The sequence below is a fragment of the Amycolatopsis sp. NPDC031561 genome, assembly GCF_055580625.1.
In genome coordinates this window covers 112562-129361 of record NZ_JBVILA010000021.1, presented here as the reverse complement: position 1 = coordinate 129361, position 16800 = coordinate 112562, and the positions used below count along the sequence as shown (strand labels likewise).

Sequence of the window (16800 nt, the reverse complement as noted above, 5' to 3'; positions counted from 1 at the left end):
AGTCTTGTCGGTGGGGAACCGGCGAAGGAGGCCCGTCGTGTCGCTTCTGTTCCTGTGGCGCCGGATCCGTCCCGGCCGGAATCCGCTCGCGCGGATCTGGGACCGGATCGAGGCGGTGATCCTCGTCGGCGGCGTCGCGGTGGCGCTGCTCGGCGTCCCGCTGGCCGCGGCGGCCGGTTCGGAGGCTTACGCGGCCATGATGGAGCGCTCGGCGTTCGAGACGGCCGTGCGGCACTCGACGACCGCGTTCCTGCTCGAAGACGCTCCGCAGGCGCGCGTCGGCGTCGATGGGACCCCTTCGGCCGAGACCGCTTCGGTGGCGGCCCGGTGGACGTTGCCGGACGGGACTTTCCGGGAGGAGCCCGTCACCGCCGATCTCGGCGCTTCGGCGGGCGACGGGGTGACCGTGTGGCTCGACGAGGCCGAAGCCGTGGTCGATCCGCCGGTGACGCCGATGGACGCGACCAGTACGGGGGTCGGCGTCGGGGTGGGCGTGTGGCTGATCGCGGTGACGCTGCTGGCGGTGGGGTACCTGATCGCGCGGCACCTGCTGGACCGGGCGCGGCGCGCTGCCTGGGACCGGGAGTGGGAGCGGTTCGGGCAGGACACGCGGTCTTGAGGCGCGGTTAGTCGACTAAATGCGTTCCGGGGGCCTTGGCTTGCTCTCTGTACCTACTAGTATGTACGGTCTCGGTGTGGACAAGAGGGAACAGCTCATCGAGAGCACTCGCGAGCTCCTGTGGGAGCGCGGGTACGTCGGCACCAGCCCGAAGGCGATCCAGGAACGTTCCGGTGCCGGCCAGGGCAGCATGTACCACCACTTCCAGGGCAAGTCCGGACTCGCGCTCGCCGCGATCGGCCGCAACGCCGAAGAGCTGCGGGCCAGGGCGGAGGCCGAGTTCGCCGGACCCGGCACGGTCGTCGAGCGGATCACCGTCTACCTCCGCCGCGAGCGCGACGTGCTCAAGGGCTGCCCGGTCGGCAGGCTCACCCAGGATCCCGACGTGATGGCCGATCCGGACCTGCGAAAGCCGGTCGAGGACACCTTCGGCTGGCTCACCGGCCGTCTCGCCGAACTGCTCGAAGAGGGCCGCGCGAACGGCGAACTGGACGCTTCGCTCGATTCCATCGCCACAGCGACCGCGCTGGTCGCGGTCCTGCAGGGCGGCTACGTCCTCGCCCGCGCCGCCGGATCCCCGGACGTGTTCGCGAAGGCCGTCGACGGCGCCCTCGGCCTGCTCGCCACCAAGGAGAACTGACATGCCCTTCGTGCGCATCGACGCTGTCGGAACCGACAGGCTCGAAGCCCTCGGCAACGCCGTCCACGACGCGATGGTCGAGACGCTCGGCATCCCGGCCGACGACCGGTTCCAGGTCCTCAACGGCCGGAGCACCTTGAAATACGACGACTACCTGGGGATCCACCGGGACGAGGGGATCGTGTTCGTCGCGATCACCATGCGCCCGGGGCGTACCGACGAACGGAAGAAGGCGCTGTACCGGCGGATCGCGGAGCTCGCCGAGAAGTATTCGGGGACCGAGCCGCGGAACGTGCTCGTGACGATCAACGAGACCGATCTGATCAACTGGTCGTTCGGGAACGGCGAGGCGCAGTACGCGTGATCAGGCGGCGTCGGCCGTCACGCGCCGCGTGCCGCTGAAGGCGTGCTGCTCCAGCAGCCACCACGTGTCGCGGCCGAAAGACCAGGTCAGCAGCCCGAGCGCGCCCAGTGTCACGACGAAACCGGCCCAGAGCGGCAGGATCGTCGAAGCCGTCGCGACCAGCACGATGCCCTGCACCGCCGCGACCGTCTTGCGCGCCAGGCTCGGCGGCAGCGGGGTGTTCAGCCACGGCCACAGCCGGCTCGCGGCGACGAAGACGTACCGCATCGCGCCGATCGTGAGCACCCACGGGCCGAGCGATTGGGCGACGACCACGCTCAGGATCAGGATCAGATACGCGTCGACCTCCATGTCGAAGCGTGCGCCGAGGGGCGACGCCGTGCCGGTGCGGCGCGCGACCTGGCCGTCGACGGCGTCCAGGGCGAGCGCGACCGACGCGATGACGACCATCGTGACGATCTCCCCGCCCGCGGTGTCGACGACGAGGGCGGTCACACAGCCGACCAGCCCGGAGCGTCCGAGCGTCACGGCGTCGGCCGGACCGAGGGAGCGCGCGGTGCTCCGGTTCAGGCCGTAGGTCAGGAATCCGCCCACGGCGACGCCGTAGGCCGCTCCGGCGATCCAGCCCAGCGGGCCCAGTCCGGTGACGGCGTCCAGCGTTCCCAACAGTGCCAGCTGGACGAGGACCCCCAGGAAAACTCCGGGGTTGATCACGAGGCCTCCTCGTTATGGTGACGGCGACCCTGTCTCCAAGGTCCGACATGAGAGGACACGATGGAACGCGCCTTCTGGTTCAGTGGTTCCGGTGACGGTGAGCTCCGGCCGGTCACGCTCCCTCCGGTCGGCGACGGCGAGGTGCTGGTCCGCACCCTGTACACCGGCGTGAGCCGGGGTACCGAGACGCTCGTCTTCCGCGGCGAGGTCCCGCCGAGTCAACGAAAAGCCATGCGCGCGCCGTTTCAGGAAGGCGACTTCCCCGGCCCCGTGAAGTACGGCTACCTCAACGTCGGCGTGGTCGAACATGGTCCGGAGCACCTGGCCGGGCAAGTGGTTTTCTGCCTCTATCCACATCAGACCCGCTACGTCGTCCCGGCGTCGGCGGTCACGCCGGTGCCGCACGGGGTCCCGCCGGAGCGCGCGATCCTCGCCGGGACGATCGAGACCGCGGTCAACGCAGTCTGGGACGCGTCGCCGAAACTCGGCGACCGGATCGCCGTCGTCGGCGCCGGGATGGTCGGCAGCAGCGTCGCGAAACTGCTGGCAGGTTTCCCCGCGACGCGGGTGCAGCTGATCGACGTCGACCCGGGGCGAGCGAAGATCGCCGAAGCGCTCGGCGTCGAGTTCTCGACACCGGAGGACGCGCTGGGCGACTGCGACCTCGTCGTGCACGCCAGCGCGAGCGAAGCCGGGCTGGCGCGGTCACTGGAACTGCTCGCGCCGGAGGGCGAGGTCGTCGAGCTGAGCTGGTACGGCGACCGCCGGATCAGTGTCCCGCTCGGCGAGAACTTCCACTCACGGCGCCTGACGATCCGCAGCAGCCAGGTCGGCATGGTCTCGCCCGCTCGCCGCACGAACCGAAGCTACGGCGACCGCTTGGCTCTCGCTTTGCGAATTCTGGCCGATCCGGGCTTTGAAGTGCTGGTCAGCGGGGAATGCCGGTTCCATGAACTACCGGACGTCGTGGGGCGTCTGGCCGCGAATGAACCAGGAACGCTCTGCCTCCGTGTCACGTATCAGATGGAGGACACGCGTTAGGGGCACGACCGGAGGAGGTCCGTTGTTCAGTATCACTGTCCGCGATCACGTCATGGTGGCCCACAGCTTCCGCGGCGAGGTCTTCGGACCCGCGCAGAAACTGCACGGCGCCACCTTCGTGGTGGACGCGACGTTCCGCCGGTCCGCGCTGGACGCCGACAACATCGTCGTCGACATCGGCAAGGCGACCGAAGAGCTCAAGGCGGTGCTCGCCGACCTGAACTACCGCAACCTCGACGACGTGCCCGAGTTCGCCGGGATCAACACCTCGACCGAATTCCTCGCCAAGGTCGTCGCCGACAGGCTCGCTGACCGCGTCCACGCGGGAGCGCTCGGCGAAGGGGCGCGAGGGCTCGAGGGGATCACCGTCTCGCTGCACGAATCCCACGTCGCGTGGGCGAGTTACGAGCGTGTGTTGTGAACGGACTCCACGTCGTCCTGCCCAACGACATCGACGACCTGAGCGCGCCGAGCGGCGGCAACGTCTACGACCGCCGCCTGTGCGACGGCCTCGCCGCGACGGGTGTGGAGGTCCGCGAGATCGCCGTCCGCGGGAACTGGCCGCGGCCCGACACCGAGGCGCGCAAGGTCCTGGCGCGCAAGCTCGCCGAGCTGCCGGACGGTGCGGCGGTCCTGCTCGACGGACTGGTCGCCTGCGGGGTGCCCGAGGTGATCCTGCCCGCGGCGCAACGGCTGTCGATCGCGGTGCTGGTGCACCTGCCGCTGGCCGACGAGACGGGACTTTCGCCCTCGCTCGCCGCCGAACTGGACCGTCTGGAGCGCGAGACGCTCGGCGCGGTCGAGGCCGTGGTCGCGACGAGCGACTGGGCGGCGCGGCGGCTGATCGAGCACCACGACCTCGCCCCGCATCGCGTGCACGCGGTACCGCCCGGCGTCGACAAGGCCGAAGTCTCGCCCGGAAGCCTGAACGGGACGCACCTGGTCTGCGTCGCCAACGTGACCCCGCGCAAGGGGCAGGGCTTGCTCGCGGACGCGCTGAAGTCGCTCACCGATCTCCCGTGGATCTGTGAATGCGTCGGAGCCATCCGCCGCGAGACGCGCTACGTCGAGCGCCTGCGGCGACACACGCTCGGCGAGAGGTTCACCCTCACCGGCCCGCGGTCCGGCGAAGCGCTCGAAGCAACGTACGCGGCCGCAGACCTTCTCGTGCTGCCTTCGCGTGCGGAGACCTACGGCATGGTGGTCACCGAGGCGCTCGCACACGGCGTTCCCGTGCTCGCGACCGCCGTCGACGCGCTGCCGGACACGCTCGGCCGGTCGCCCGACGGCAGCGTGCCCGGGATCCTCGTCCCGGGCGAGGACGTCAACGCGCTGGCCGCAGCCCTTCGCCGCTGGCTCACCGAGCCTGAACTGCGTGACCGTCTTCGCGCCTCCGCCCGCCTTCGCCGCGAGACGCTGACCGGCTGGGACGCGACGGCCCGCGGCGTCGCCGCCGTGCTGCTGAACGAAAGGACGGCGGCATGACCAAGTACGCCCCCAGCTGGCTGCGATTGCGGGAGGACGCCGACGCCGCCGCGCGCGCGACCGAGCTGATCGAGCCGGTCCGTTCCTTCTTGAAGACACAGGACGAGGTCGTCGTCCGGGATCTCGGCTGCGGCACCGGATCACTCGGCCGCTGGCTGGCCAGGCGGCTGCCCGGCCGCCAGCGCTGGATCCTGCACGACCGCGACACCGATCTGCTCACCCACGCGCTGGCCCGCACCAGCCGTCCGGAGCACGCTTTGGACGGAAGCGAAGTCACCGTCGTCGCCGAAGAACGCGACATCACCGAACTGCGCGCCGAGGACCTCGCCGGGACGTCGCTCGTGGCGGCGTCCGCGCTGCTCGACCTGCTCACCGCCGAGGAGATGAGCAGGCTCGCGGAGGCGTGCGTCGAGGCCCGTTGCGCGGTCCTGTTCACGTTGAGCGTTTCGGGCCGGGTCGTGCTGTCGCCCAAGGACAAGTTCGACGTCGAGATCGCCGACGCCTTCAACGCCCACCAGCGCCGGGTGACCAACGGCCGGTGGCTGCTCGGCCCGGACGCGGTGGACGTCGCGTTCGGCGTCTTCGAACGGCTCGGCGCCACCGTGCGGCGAGCCCCGAGCCCGTGGCGGCTCGGGGCGGACCAGGCCGCGCTGACCGCGGAATGGCTCACCGGCTGGGTCGGCGCCGCCCGCGAGCAGCGGCCGGAGCTCGCGGCGGACGGCGACGCCTACCTGCGGTGGCGGCTCGCGCAGTGCGCGGCTGGCGAACTGAACGCGGTGATCCAGCACGAAGATCTTCTGGTGGTGCCGTCGTGAAGCGATTTTGGCCGTGGCTGAGGATCCTCGGCGCGCTCGGCATCCTCGCCGTTCTCGTCTGGCAACTGGGCACCCGGGCCTTCCTGGACGGGCTGCGCGAGGTCGACGCCACCGGCGTCGCCGCCGCGCTCGGGATCGGCTTCGCGACGACGGTGTTCAGCGCCTGGCGCTGGTGCCTGGTCGCGCGGCGGCTGAGCCTGAAGCTGTCGTTGTGGGGCGCCGTCGGCGAGTACTACCGCGCGTTGTTCCTCAACGGTGTCCTGCCGGCGGGAGTCCTCGGTGACGTCAACCGCGCCGTGCAGCACGGCCGCGAATCCGGTGACGTCCCGCGCGGGGTCCGCGCGGTGGTGCTGGAGCGGACGGCGGGGCAGGTCGCGGTGATCGGCGCCTCGGTCGCCGTCGTGCTCAGTGCGCCTTCCGTGGTCCCGCCGCCGATCGACGGGGTCGTCCTGGCCGCCGCGATCGTGGTCGTCGTCGTTGCCTTCGCGGCCGTCGTCACCGGGATGACGGCGGGGAAACACTGGATCCACAGTGGATCGAAGTGGCGCCGCGGTTTCGCCGTCACCCTCGCCGACGTCCGGCTCGGCCTGCTGACCAAGGAGACCTGGCCCGGGGTGAGCCTGCTTTCGGTGGCCACCCTCGCCGGGCACCTCGCGCTGTTCGTCGTCGCCGCGCGGGCGGCCGGGGTCACCGCACCGGTCGGCGAACTGCTGCCGCTGATGATCCTCGCCCTGCTCGCGATGGGGCTGCCGCTGAACATCGGCGGCTGGGGCCCTCGCGAAGGCGTCTGCGCACTGCTGTTCGGCACGGCCGGGCTCGGTTCGGCGCAGGGCGTCACCGTGGCCGTCGTCTACGGCGTGCTCGCGCTCGTGGCGAGCTTTCCCGGCGCCGCCGTACTGCTGGCGCGCTCTTTCAAGACTCATACGCCCGCCGCACCGCGCCTCGGGGTACCTGTACGGATAGGAGAAACGCGATGACCGTGGAGAGGGTCGTAGAGACCAGATTGCCGACCCATTACGGCGTTTTCCGCGCATACGGCTACCTCGACGCCGACGGCACCGAGCAGATGGCGCTGGTGCACGGCGACGTTGAGGGGACGGGCACGTTGGCGCGGGTCCACTCGGAATGCCTGACCGGCGACGTGTTCGGCTCGATGCACTGCGAATGCGGAGACCAGCTCGCCGCCGCGCTGCGAGCGATCGTCGAAGAGGGCGCCGGAGTCCTCGTGTACGCGCAAGGGCATGAAGGACGCGGCATCGGCCTGCTCGCGAAACTGAAGGCGATGCGGCTGCAGGACGAAGGACTCGACACCGTCGAGGCGAACATCGCGCTCGGGCTGCCGGTGGACGCGCGGGACTACCGTGCGGCGGCGGAGATCCTGGCAGACCTCGGGGTGCGGTCGGTGCGGCTGCTGTCCAACAACCCGACGAAGGTCGACCAGCTGAAACTGCACGGGGTGCGGATCAGCGAGCGGGTGCCGCTGCTGGTCACGCCGAACGACGAGAACCTGCGGTACTTGCGGACGAAACGGGAGCGGATGCACCACTTCCTGCCGCACCTGGACGCTGTCGGGCCGATCGGCACTGTCGGTTCAGTCGGCTCCTGAAGCTCCGTTTGCTCCCGCGGCGGATGCAATGAAGGGGACTTTCATTGCGAAATTTGCAATGAAAGTCCCCCTCATTGCACGCGCGGGTGGGTCAGGCGAGCGCGGTCAGGGTGTCCCCGAAGCTCCGCACGAGCGACTCCAGCACCAGCCGTCCCTTCTCCGCCGTCGCCAGCGAAGGACGCCCCACCACGCCGGACTCCGAGTACGGCCGCAGCCCCGTCGTCAGCAGGTGCCGCCGGTCGTCGGCCAGGTGGTCCGCCTCCGCGAAACCGGGCCGGACCAGTGCGGGGTGGGCGTGCAGCAACAGGGAGGTCTCCAGCTCCCCGGCGTGCATGTCGCTGTCCAGTGACGTCTCCAGCCCGGCCGCGTCGTGCGCCGCCTGCCAGCCTTCGACGCCGGGGAAGAGCGCCATCGGCGACGTCGACTCCTGGACCACGTTGGACAGGACGTAGTTGCCGCCGTGCGCGTTCACCAGCACCAGTTTCGGCACCCCGGAACGGCGCAGCGAGGCGGCGACGTCGTTCACCACGGCGTACAGCGTCGCGGCCGAGATGCTGACCGTTCCCGGCCAGTCCGCGTGTTCGTGCGAGCAGGCGATCGTGATCGGCGGGAGGCGCAGCACCGGGTACGCCGAGGCGAGGGCGTCGGCGATGGTGGTCGCGATGATCGCGTCGGTGGACAGCGGGAGGTGCGCGCCGTGCTGTTCGAAACTGCCGACGGGCAGCACCGCGACGTCGGTGTCCCGGGCGCGTTCGTCGGCCGTCGTGGTCGTCGGGAACAGATTCACCGGGCTACGGTACCCAGATGACCGACCACGCCGCATTGTTGTCCGTCGCTCGTGAGGCCGTCGTCAAGGCGACCGGGATCATCCGCTCGATGACGTCGTTTTCCGTTGCCGCCAAGGGTGATCGCGACATGGTGACCGACGTCGACCTCGCCGTCGAGGACGCCGTGCGCGAGTTCCTGGCGCGCGAGACCCCGGAGATCGGCATCCTCGGCGAGGAACGCGGGCACCAAGGCGACGAGAACCTGTGGTGGGCGCTCGACCCTGTCGACGGCACGGCCAACTTCGCGCGCGGAATCCCACTGTGCGGGGTTTCGCTAGGTCTCGTCGACGGTCTCAAGAGCACGGTGGCGGCCATCTCCCTGCCGTTCCTCGATGTCACGTACACCGCTGCGGAGGGTCAGGGCGCGTACGCGGGCGAAGAACGTCTCGAAGCCTCCAAGGCGACGAAGATGTCCGACGCGATCGTCTCGATCGGAGATTTCGCTGTCGGCGAGGGCGCCGAGGCCAAGAACCGCGTCCGGATGGCGTTGCTGGCCGAACTCGGCGGCCGCGTGCAGCGGGTCCGGTTCCTCGGCTCCGCGGCGATCGATCTGGCCTGGGTCGCGCACGGCAAACTCGACGCGAGCGTCATCCTCGCCAACAAGCCCTGGGACACGATGGCGGGTGTCCTGCTGGTGCGCGAGGCCGGGGGAGTGGTCGTCGACGCCGACGGCGCCGACCACACGGTGCGCTCGGCGGCCACCATCGCGGTCGGGGACGGGCTGCATGACGAGATCGTCGCCGCGATCGCCCGCGTGCGCGGCTGAAATTTCCGCCTCCAGATGTGAACCGTCCGGGCTCCGCGTCCGTGTCCCCTTATAAGGCGCCCGCACCTGGAGGTAACCGTGTTCACCTCGAATGTCCGCGTGACCGAACCGGTCGTCTTCGTCCTGCCGGGGGAAGCCGGGGAAACCAGCGGTGAGTACGACCGGCGGATGTGCCAGAACCTCCCGGCCACCGGCCTCCCGTTGCTGGAACTGCCGATCGCGGGCGACTGGCCGATGCCGGGGCCACTCGCCCGGTCGAGATTGGCCCGTTCGCTCACCGCGCTGCCCGACGACACCGTCGTCCTGATCGACGGCGCGGTCGCCTGCGGGGTCCCGGAGATCGTGATCCCGCACGCCCGGCGGCTGCGGCTGGCCGTCCTGGTGCATCAGCCGCTCGCCGACGATCCCGCGCTCGACCCGGCGCAGGCCGGTGACCTCGACGCGTGCGAACGGGAGACCCTGCGGCTCGCGGGAATGGTCGTCGCCACCGGGCCGTGGCTCGCGCGGCAGCTGATCGACCGGCACGACCTCGACCCCACCCGGGTCTACGTCGCGACACCCGGCACGGACGCGGCGCCGCTCGCCGCCGGCGCCGACGGCGTCTCCCGGCTGCTCTGTCTCGCGCCGATGACCGCGCGCCACGGCCAGGACGTGCTGATCCAGGCGCTTTCGATGGTCGACGAACTGGCGTTCAAATGCGTGTTCGCCGGGGCGACGCACCACGATCCCACCTACGTCGACGAACTGCGCTGGACGGTCGAACGGCTCGGGCTCGGTTCCCGGATCAGCCTCATCCGGCCACCGGACGACCTCGACCTGGTCTACGACGGCGCGGATCTGCTCGTCCTCCCGTCGCGGGGCGGCACTTCCGGGCTGGTCGTCGCCGAGGCGCTGGCACGCGGGATCCCCGTGGTGGCCACCGAAACCGCCGGCACGCACGACGCGCTCGGCACGGCGCCCGGCGGCGGGGTCCCCGGCATGCTGGTGCCGCCGAACAATCCGTCCGCGCTCGCGACGGCGTTGGCACGCTGGTCGCTCGACGCCGAACTCCGGCATTCCCTGCGGACGTCGGCGCTCGCGCGGAGCAGCGTTCTCGAGGAATGGGACGTCGCCGCGGGCAGGCTCACCGACGTTCTGTCCCGACTGCAGGCCGCGCCGCGTCAGCTGGCTTGATCATCGCCCGGAAGCAGCTATCGCCGGCGATCATCGGCTCGCTTGACTGGGCGGCATGCGAATCGTCGATCTTGCGTCCCGTCCCGATCTCCTCGACCCCGCACTGAATCTCGGCGATGTCGGGGGTGAGTTCATCTACCGGGGTTTCAGCGGCAAGATGATCACCCCGGAACGGTTCCTGCGGCACTGGGCCCGCTACTTCCTGATCGCGCTGGACGACGACGGCGTGCCGATCGCGCGGGCGCTGTCGGTTCCGCTGACCTATCCCGCCGAGGATCGCCGCGAACTGCCGGAACACGGCTGGGACGAGGCGATCCAGTGGGCCGCGCAGGACCTCATGGACGGCCGCGAGCCGGACACGCTGTGCGCGCTCGAAGTCGTCGTGGCACCGAAAATGCGCGGGACGGGCCTGTCCACGCCGATGTTGAAGGCGCTCAAGGCGCGTGCGGCCGAGACGGGGTTGAAGCGGCTGATCGTCTCGGTGCGCCCGATCGGCAAGGAGGACGAGCCCGACGTCCCGATGGAGGAGTACGCCGTCCGGCGCCGTGAGGACGGTCTGTTCGCCGACCGCTGGCTGCGCACCCACGAACGGCTCGGCGCGCGGATGATCAAGGTCTGCCCGTTCGCCGTGACCATCTCGGGCTCGATCGCCGACTGGCACGACTGGACCGGCGTCAAACTCGCCGACGGCGACAACGTGATCCCCGGCGGGATCGCGCCGGTGCACGCGAACGTCGAGCGGGACTGCGGGGTCTACGTGGAAGCGAACGTGTGGATGGTGCACCCGTTCTAAATCCTCGTGAGTGGTAAGGACGGTTATTGAGGGGAAGGGCAAACGTAGCGTGCTCGTGCCGTTTTCGGTGTCGGTTGTGGGGCGGGTGTTGTGAAGGCCTCGTTCGCAACAGTGAAGGTTGGGAACGTGGCTTTCGGGACACTGTTGTTCTGGGTGACGCTGTTCCTGGCCGGGGTTGAAGGTTCAAACTGTGTGGGTCGCACAGCCGCCCGGGGTGTCGCGAAAGCCACTTTCGGGACATCAGACGTCGCGAAAGTGGCTTTCGCAACACGGCCACTCGGCATCGAGCGCGGCAAAGGGCGCCTTCATCCCGTCACCGGCCCACCCCACGAACACGCCACCTTTGACTCACCTCTCAATAGAACCGTCCTTACCGCTCACGAGGGGCATTCCTCGCGATTTCCGGCAGGAAGATCTCATCGGCCACACCGGTCGGCGACTTTGCCGCACAGTGGTCCCATGGGTATCTCACGAGTCGGTTTCGCGGGGCTGGGCAGCATGGGCGGGCCGATGGCACTGAACCTGGCGCGGGCCGGAATCCCGTTGCTCGTCTGGAATCGCACCCCCGGCAAGACCGCGGAACAGGTGGCCGCGGGTGCCGAGGCCGTCGAGGACGCGGCGGAGCTCTTCACGCGGTGCGACGTCGTGATCCTGATGCTGAAGGACGCGGCGGCCGTCGATGCCGTGCTCGACCGCGGACGGCCCGCGCTCGCCGGCCGCACGATCGTCCACATGGGAACGACGGCGCCGGAGCATTCCCGCGGGATCGAGGCCGAGCTCCTCGCGGCCGGGGCGAAGTACGTGGAGGCGCCGGTTTCCGGCTCGAGGGTTCCGGCCGAGGCGGGTGAGCTGGTCGCCATGCTCGCGGGTGACCCGGGCGCGATCGGGGAGATCCGGTCGCTGCTCGGGCCCTTGTGCCGGGAGGCCGTGGACTGCGGGCCGGTACCGAACGGGCTCCTGATGAAGCTGGCGGTCAACGTCCAGCTGACCGCGGTCGTGACCGGGCTGGCCGAGACCGTCCACTTCGCCCGGGCACACGGGCTCGACCTCGGCCTGCTCACCGACGTCCTCGGCGCGGGGCAGCTGGCCAGCCCGATCCTGCGGGTCAAGGCACCCAAACTGACCGAAGAGGATTTCGCGCCGCAGGCCTCGATCGCGAACGTCCTGGCCAACGTCGAGCTGATCAAGGCGGCGGCAGGGCGAGCGGGACTCACCCTGCCGCTGCTCGACGCGTCCCGTGCTCTCTACGCCGAGGCCGCGCGGCTCGGGCTCGGCGCGGAGGACATGGTCGCCGTCGTGAAGGCGCTCTGAACGCCGCCCCCCAACGCAATTCGTCCTCTGGTTGCGGTACTTGCGCGTGCAAGTACCGCAACCAGAGGACGAAATGCGAGAGAGGGTCAGGCCAGGTACTCCGCGGCGGCGCGGAGGCTGACGTAGGACCCGCTGAACGTGTCGATCCGCGGACCTTCGGTGTCGGGGCCGGGAGCGCCGGTCTCGACCCGGATGTAGTCCACGCCTGCCTCACGAAGCCAGCCGAGGAACTCGCGGACCTCGGGGTGCCGGTGCGCCTCGCGGGTCACCACGACGATGTCGCGCGCGCCGTGGACGGCGTCGATCGCGGTCGCGATCTCGTCCGCGGTGACTTTGAGCGCGCGGGTGCCCGGCACGAGTTCGGTCAGATGCGCCCCGAGCCCCCACGGCATCGGGCCCGCGGCGATGATCGGCTCGGTCTCGATGTCGATCACCAGCGGCGGCCCGTCCAGCTTCGGCGAGCCCTGGATCCGCAGCGCCTTGCGCGCCGCCTCCAGGCCGAGCCGGTGGTCGACCGGCGAGATCGGCGTCGCCACCGGGGGAGTGCCGAGCGCGGCGACCCGTTCCGACGCCTCCACGAGCCGTTCCATCGGTAGCTCACCGGACTCGACCGCGGCCGCGATGACCGCCGCGATCCGGTTCAGTTCGTCCTCTTCGAACGAAACACCGCCGAGGCAGAGCGCGTCGGCACCGGCGATCAGCGCCCGCACCGACGCCCGGCCGACACCCTCGGTCTTGCCGAGTTCGCCCGCGATGGCACCCATGTCGAGCGCGTCGGTGACCACCGCGCCGGTGAAGCCGAGTTCGCCGCGCAGGACGTCGGTGAGCGCCTTCGGGTTGAGCGTCGCGGGCAAATCGCCCCACGCGGGCACGACGAGGTGCCCGGTCATCACCGCGCGCACCCCGGCCGCGATCGCCGCCTTGAACGGGACGAGTTCGATCTCGTGCAGTTCCGCCTCGGTCCTGGGCAGGACCGGCAGCGAGTGGTGCGAATCGTCGGTCGCCGCCCCGTGCCCGGGGAAGTGCTTCGCCGACGCGGCCACGCCGTACTTCTGCAGACCGGTGATGTACGCCGCGACATGCGGCGACGCCTTCACCGGATCCGAACCGAACGCGCGGACCCCGATGGAGGGATCCTCCGCCGCCAGGGTCAGATCCGCGCACGGGGCGAAGTTGATCGTGACCCCGCACGCGGCCAGCCGCTCGCCGAGCGCCGCCGCGACCGAGGTCGTCAGCTCGACGTCGTCCGCGGCGCCGAGTGCGAGTGGTCCCGGGACGAACGAGCCGGTGGCGACGTCGAGCCGCGTGACGTCACCGCCCTCTTCGTCGATGCCGATGAGCACGTCGGGCCGCTCCGCCCGCAGCTGCGCGCTGAGCGCGGCCACCTGCTCGTCGTCGACCACGTTGCGGCCGAACAGGATCGCGCCGCCGAGGCCGTCGGCCACCTTGCGCCGCAGCCAGTCCGGTGCGGTGGTGCCGTCGAAGCCCGATACGAGAACGGAGCCGGCGAGCTTTTCCGGTGAAGACAAGGATTATCCCTTCACTGCGCCTGCGGTCAGGTTGGACACGAGTTTGCGCTGAACGAGGATGAAGAACACCAGCGCGGGTACGGCGTAGATGACCGACGCCGCCATGATCCCGCCCCAGTCCACGGAAAACGCCGTCCGGAACGAAGAAAGCCACACCGGCAGCGTCTGCTTGTTCTGGTCGCGCATGAACACGAACGCGAACAGGAACTCGTTCCACGCGGTGATGAAACTGAACACCGACGTGGTCACCAGTCCCGGCGCGAGCAGCGGCAGCGTCACCCGGCGGAACGCGCCCGCCCGGCTGCAGCCGTCGATCATCGCGGCCTCTTCGAGGTCGTACGGGATGCCGTTGACGAAGCCGTAGAGCATCCAGCACGTGAAGGGCAGCGTCGCGGCGAAGTACACCAGCAGCAGCGAAGGCAGCTGGTTGAGCAGCCCGGCGTCCCGCATCAGCAGGTACATCGGGATCAGCAAAGCCTCGAACGGCGCGAGCTGGGCGATCAGCACCAGCATCAGGAACCCCTTGCGCCCGCGGAATCGCATCCGGGACAGGGGGACCGCGGCGAGCACACCCGCGACGAGCGAGCACAGCACCGCGCCGATCGTGACGATCAGGCTGTTGGCGAGATAGGTGGTGAATCCGGGCTTCGTCAGCGCCGTGACGAAGTTGTCGAACGTCACCGAGAGCGGGATCAGGTCGTAATTCGGAGACAGGACCTCGCCCGGCGTCTTCAGCGCGGACGTGACCATCCAGTACGTCGGGAAGACGAACAGGAAGGCCACGATCACGCCGAAGGTGCCGAGGCCGATCCGCTGTGCGAGGGACTTCTTCATGACAGGTCGGCCTCCTTCGTGCGCACCAGCAGCTGGACGTACCGGGCGGTGAGCAGGATCAGCACGAGCATCATCAGCAGGGCGGCGGTCGCCGCCAGGCCGAAGTGGTTGCCCGCGAGGCCCTTGAGGTACATGTAGACCGGCAGCGTCGTGCTGGAGCCGTCCGGCCCGCCCTGGCGGATCGCCCACACCTGGGCGAACAACTTGAAGTCCCACAGGACCGACAGGAACGTGACCATGGTCAGGATCGGCCGGATCGCCGGCCAGCTGACCGCCCAGAACGCCTGCCAGCCGTTCGCACCGTCGATGCCCGCGGCCTCGTACTGTTCCTTGGGGACGCCGAGGAGCCCGGCGTAGAGCGTGAACGCCACGAACGGCACGGCCTGCCAGATGACCAGCAGGCCGATAACGGTCAGCGTGCTCGGTCCGGTGGCGAACCAGGAATGCCCGATGAATCCCTCGAAGCCGAGTTTCGCGAGCGTCTTGTTCAGGATCCCGTACTGCTGGTCGAAGATCCACTGGAAGATCGTGGTCGTCGCGAGCACCGGGGTCGCCCACGCGAGGATCAGCGCGACCTGCAGGATCACCCGGACCACCGGGTTGAGATGCCGCATCAGCAGCGCCATGAACAGCGCGAGCAGCAGGGTGGTGATCACGACCGCGGCGGTGAACACCAGCGTGCGGACGGTGATCTCCCAGAATTCGGAGTCGGACAGGATCTCGGAGAAGTTCTCGAATCCGACCCAGACCATCTCTCCGGAGACCAGCTCACGGAGGTCGAGCTTGCGGAAACTGATCCCGATCAGCTGCAGTGTCGGCCACCCCAGCAGGACCAGGATCGCGATCAACGCGGGAAGGATCAGCAGGTACGGCGCCGTCCGCTCGCCGAGGCGGAGGCGCCGGTTCGATTTCGGGGGCTTGATGCGCGGCGAAGCCGGCGGGGTTGCCCCCGCCGGCGTCGTCACATCTTTGGTCGTGGTCATCCGCCGATGAGCTTGTCGAGCGCTGCGTTGGCGTCGGCGGTCGCCTGGTCGAGCGATTTGGTTCCGGTCAGGTACGCGGTCAGCATGTCCTTGATCGGGTTCTGACCGGATTCGACGTCACCCCACTTGGGGCTGGTCGGCACGGCGCGGCCGTTCTTGGACGCCTCGGCCATGACCTTGGTGAGCGGGTTCGCGTCGAGCGCGGACACGTCGGTCGAGGTACCGGGGACGTAACCGGCCTTGGCCAGCTCGGTCTGGTACTTCGGGGTGGAGAACAGCTTGACGTAGTCCTTGGCCGCGGCCGAGTTCTTGCTGTTGGCCGGGATGACCAGGTTCGAACCGCCGAGGAAGACCGGGGCCGACTTGTCGGCGGCCTTGCCGGGGATCGGGAAGGCGCCCGACTTCTCCTTGATCGACTTGTCGGTCTTCGCCGCGGTGTCGGCCTCACCCGGGACACCGATCATCATCGCGACCTTGCCGGCGCCGTAGATGCCGGCCTGCTGCGGGGTGGCCTCGTCGGCGTCCTTCGGCGCCTTGGTGCCCGAAGCGTCGGTGAGCTGCTTGTAGAACTCGAGACCGGCCTTGGCCTGCGGGGAGTCCAGGGTCGCCTTGAAGGACTTCCCGTTGGCCTGGGCGATGTCGCCGCCCTCGTCCCAGATGAACGACAGCAGCTCGTACCAGTTCTGGCCGGGCTGGTAGAGGGCCTGGAACTCGGGGTCGCTGCCGAACTTGGCCTTGAGCTTGGTGATCGCGTCGAGCCACTCCGCACGGGTCTTGGGCGTCGCGGTGATGCCTGCCTGCTCGAACATGTCCTTGCGGTAGATGACCTCACGGTTGGCCGCGTAGAACGGGACGCCGTAGGTCTTGCCGTCGTACTCGCCCGAAGCCTTGAGGCCCTGGAGCCACTGCGCGCCGTTGAAGTCGCCCACGCTCGAGGTGAGGTCGGCGAGCACGCCCTGGTTCGCGAACGCGGGGGTCTGGGTGTTGCCCAGCTCGATCACGTCCGGCGGGTTGTCACTGGCCAGCGCGGTGGTCAGCTTCTGCTGGATGCCGTTCCACTGCTGGATCTCGTACTTGACCTTGACGCCGGGGTGCGCGTCTTCGAATTCCTTGTGGAGCGAGTTCGTCAGTGCTTCCGGGGCGGTCCCGGTCATGAGCCAGACCGTGAGCGAGCCGTTCGAGGCCGGAGCGCTCGAATTCGTGCTGTCGCCACTGCCGGAACCGGCGCAGCCCGCCGTCGCGAGGGTGATGGCCGCGGCGCCCGCAGTCATCTTGAGCCAGCGCTTCACTCGTGCCGTCC

Annotated in this window: 19 protein-coding genes; 13 read left to right on the top strand and 6 right to left on the bottom strand. The window is 69.4% G+C overall.

All coding sequences use genetic code 11. From position 1 onward, the window contains the following. Positions 1-37 precede the first annotated feature (37 nt). From ACZ5IK_RS32825 to ACZ5IK_RS32815, 3 genes are all read left to right on the top strand, one after another. Positions 38-619 carry an Rv1733c family protein gene (locus ACZ5IK_RS32825; protein ID WP_465491250.1) on the top strand — a complete coding sequence of 194 codons (582 nt, stop codon included), beginning with the start codon at positions 38-40 and terminating at the stop codon, positions 617-619. 76 nt (positions 620-695) lie between these two features. Then, positions 696-1259: a TetR/AcrR family transcriptional regulator gene (locus ACZ5IK_RS32820; RefSeq protein WP_465491249.1), complete on the top strand. Its 564-nt coding sequence runs from the start codon at positions 696-698 to the stop codon at positions 1257-1259. A 1-nt stretch (position 1260) separates the two neighbouring features. Then, positions 1261-1623, top strand: coding sequence for a tautomerase family protein (locus ACZ5IK_RS32815; protein ID WP_465491248.1), 363 nt, complete (start codon positions 1261-1263; stop codon positions 1621-1623). Here the strand turns inward: ACZ5IK_RS32815 and ACZ5IK_RS32810 are convergent, their stop codons facing one another. Beyond that, positions 1624-2337 carry a CDP-alcohol phosphatidyltransferase family protein gene (locus ACZ5IK_RS32810; RefSeq protein ID WP_465491247.1) on the bottom strand — a complete coding sequence of 238 codons (714 nt, stop codon included), beginning with the start codon at positions 2335-2337 and terminating at the stop codon, positions 1624-1626. It abuts the gene before it with no gap. A 60-nt stretch (positions 2338-2397) separates the two neighbouring features. On the opposite strand from ACZ5IK_RS32810, the gene ACZ5IK_RS32805 reads away from it, so the two are divergent. From ACZ5IK_RS32805 to ribA, 6 genes are read left to right on the top strand one after another with little or no spacing between them, the layout of a single operon-like run. Next, the gene (locus tag ACZ5IK_RS32805; RefSeq protein ID WP_465491246.1) at positions 2398-3378 is read left to right on the top strand and encodes a dehydrogenase; all 981 of its coding nucleotides are present in this window, start codon (positions 2398-2400) and stop codon (positions 3376-3378) included. 22 nt (positions 3379-3400) lie between these two features. After that, positions 3401-3799 (top strand): 6-pyruvoyl trahydropterin synthase family protein, encoded by a 399-nt coding sequence (locus ACZ5IK_RS32800; RefSeq protein ID WP_465491245.1) that lies wholly within the window; start codon positions 3401-3403, stop codon positions 3797-3799. Then, the gene (locus ACZ5IK_RS32795; protein WP_465491244.1) at positions 3796-4863 is read left to right on the top strand and encodes a glycosyltransferase family 4 protein; all 1068 of its coding nucleotides are present in this window, start codon (positions 3796-3798) and stop codon (positions 4861-4863) included. Before ACZ5IK_RS32800 ends, ACZ5IK_RS32795 begins: the two co-directional genes overlap by 4 nt. Further along, entirely contained in the window at positions 4860-5678 is an 819-nt protein-coding gene (locus tag ACZ5IK_RS32790) for a class I SAM-dependent methyltransferase (RefSeq protein WP_465491243.1), read from the top strand. The genes ACZ5IK_RS32795 and ACZ5IK_RS32790 overlap by 4 nt, the downstream gene beginning before the upstream one ends. Further along, entirely contained in the window at positions 5675-6655 is a 981-nt protein-coding gene (locus ACZ5IK_RS32785) for a lysylphosphatidylglycerol synthase transmembrane domain-containing protein (RefSeq protein ID WP_465491242.1), read from the top strand. Before ACZ5IK_RS32790 ends, ACZ5IK_RS32785 begins: the two co-directional genes overlap by 4 nt. Further along, positions 6652-7284 (top strand): GTP cyclohydrolase II, encoded by a 633-nt coding sequence (gene ribA, locus ACZ5IK_RS32780; protein ID WP_465491241.1) that lies wholly within the window; start codon positions 6652-6654, stop codon positions 7282-7284. The genes ACZ5IK_RS32785 and ribA overlap by 4 nt, the downstream gene beginning before the upstream one ends. A gap of 91 nt (positions 7285-7375) precedes the next feature. On the opposite strand, the gene ACZ5IK_RS32775 is transcribed toward ribA, so the two are convergent. Further along, on the bottom strand, positions 7376-8071 hold the full coding sequence (locus tag ACZ5IK_RS32775) for a creatininase family protein (protein ID WP_465491240.1): 696 nt from the start codon (positions 8069-8071) through the stop codon (positions 7376-7378). Positions 8072-8088: 17 nt separating this feature from the next. Between ACZ5IK_RS32775 and ACZ5IK_RS32770 the strand changes: the two genes are divergently transcribed. From ACZ5IK_RS32770 to ACZ5IK_RS32755, 4 genes are all read left to right on the top strand, one after another. After that, a complete protein-coding gene (locus ACZ5IK_RS32770) occupies positions 8089-8877 on the top strand; it encodes an inositol monophosphatase family protein (protein WP_465491239.1) in 789 nt (262 codons plus the stop codon). Between the two features lie 78 nt (positions 8878-8955). Then, complete coding sequence (locus ACZ5IK_RS32765; protein ID WP_465491238.1) at positions 8956-10050, top strand: glycosyltransferase family 4 protein; 1095 nt, start codon at positions 8956-8958, stop codon at positions 10048-10050. A 55-nt stretch (positions 10051-10105) separates the two neighbouring features. After that, the gene (locus ACZ5IK_RS32760; protein ID WP_101612709.1) at positions 10106-10843 is read left to right on the top strand and encodes a GNAT family protein; all 738 of its coding nucleotides are present in this window, start codon (positions 10106-10108) and stop codon (positions 10841-10843) included. 459 nt (positions 10844-11302) lie between these two features. Beyond that, positions 11303-12154, top strand: a complete 852-nt coding sequence (locus ACZ5IK_RS32755) for an NAD(P)-dependent oxidoreductase (protein WP_465491237.1) — start codon at positions 11303-11305, stop codon at positions 12152-12154. An 86-nt stretch (positions 12155-12240) separates the two neighbouring features. Here ACZ5IK_RS32755 and ACZ5IK_RS32750 read toward each other — a convergent pair whose 3' ends face one another. Genes ACZ5IK_RS32750 through ACZ5IK_RS32735 form a run of 4 tightly spaced genes read right to left on the bottom strand, consistent with a single transcriptional unit; the run spans position 12241 to position 16789 of the window. Then, positions 12241-13683: a glycoside hydrolase family 3 protein gene (locus ACZ5IK_RS32750; protein WP_465491236.1), complete on the bottom strand. Its 1443-nt coding sequence runs from the start codon at positions 13681-13683 to the stop codon at positions 12241-12243. Between the two features lie 3 nt (positions 13684-13686). Next, positions 13687-14517 (bottom strand): carbohydrate ABC transporter permease, encoded by an 831-nt coding sequence (locus ACZ5IK_RS32745; RefSeq protein ID WP_101612713.1) that lies wholly within the window; start codon positions 14515-14517, stop codon positions 13687-13689. Next, entirely contained in the window at positions 14514-15500 is a 987-nt protein-coding gene (locus ACZ5IK_RS32740; RefSeq protein ID WP_101612714.1) for a carbohydrate ABC transporter permease, read from the bottom strand. Before ACZ5IK_RS32740 ends, ACZ5IK_RS32745 begins: the two co-directional genes overlap by 4 nt. Beyond that, a complete protein-coding gene (locus tag ACZ5IK_RS32735; protein WP_465491235.1) occupies positions 15497-16789 on the bottom strand; it encodes a sugar ABC transporter substrate-binding protein in 1293 nt (430 codons plus the stop codon). The genes ACZ5IK_RS32740 and ACZ5IK_RS32735 overlap by 4 nt, the downstream gene beginning before the upstream one ends. Between the last annotated feature and the right edge of the window lie 11 nt (positions 16790-16800).

Coding starts and splice junctions, on each gene's coding strand:
- ACZ5IK_RS32815 (WP_465491248.1), top strand. CDS start 1,261: ATGCCCTTCGTGCGCATCGACGCTGTCGGAACCGACAGGCTCGAAGCC.
- ACZ5IK_RS32805 (WP_465491246.1), top strand. CDS start 2,398: ATGGAACGCGCCTTCTGGTTCAGTGGTTCCGGTGACGGTGAGCTCCGG.
- ACZ5IK_RS32790 (WP_465491243.1), top strand. CDS start 4,860: ATGACCAAGTACGCCCCCAGCTGGCTGCGATTGCGGGAGGACGCCGAC.
- ribA (WP_465491241.1), top strand. CDS start 6,652: ATGACCGTGGAGAGGGTCGTAGAGACCAGATTGCCGACCCATTACGGC.
- ACZ5IK_RS32770 (WP_465491239.1), top strand. CDS start 8,089: ATGACCGACCACGCCGCATTGTTGTCCGTCGCTCGTGAGGCCGTCGTC.
- ACZ5IK_RS32760 (WP_101612709.1), top strand. CDS start 10,106: ATGCGAATCGTCGATCTTGCGTCCCGTCCCGATCTCCTCGACCCCGCA.
- ACZ5IK_RS32755 (WP_465491237.1), top strand. CDS start 11,303: ATGGGTATCTCACGAGTCGGTTTCGCGGGGCTGGGCAGCATGGGCGGG.
- ACZ5IK_RS32745 (WP_101612713.1), bottom strand. CDS start 14,517: ATGAAGAAGTCCCTCGCACAGCGGATCGGCCTCGGCACCTTCGGCGTG.
- ACZ5IK_RS32740 (WP_101612714.1), bottom strand. CDS start 15,500: ATGACCACGACCAAAGATGTGACGACGCCGGCGGGGGCAACCCCGCCG.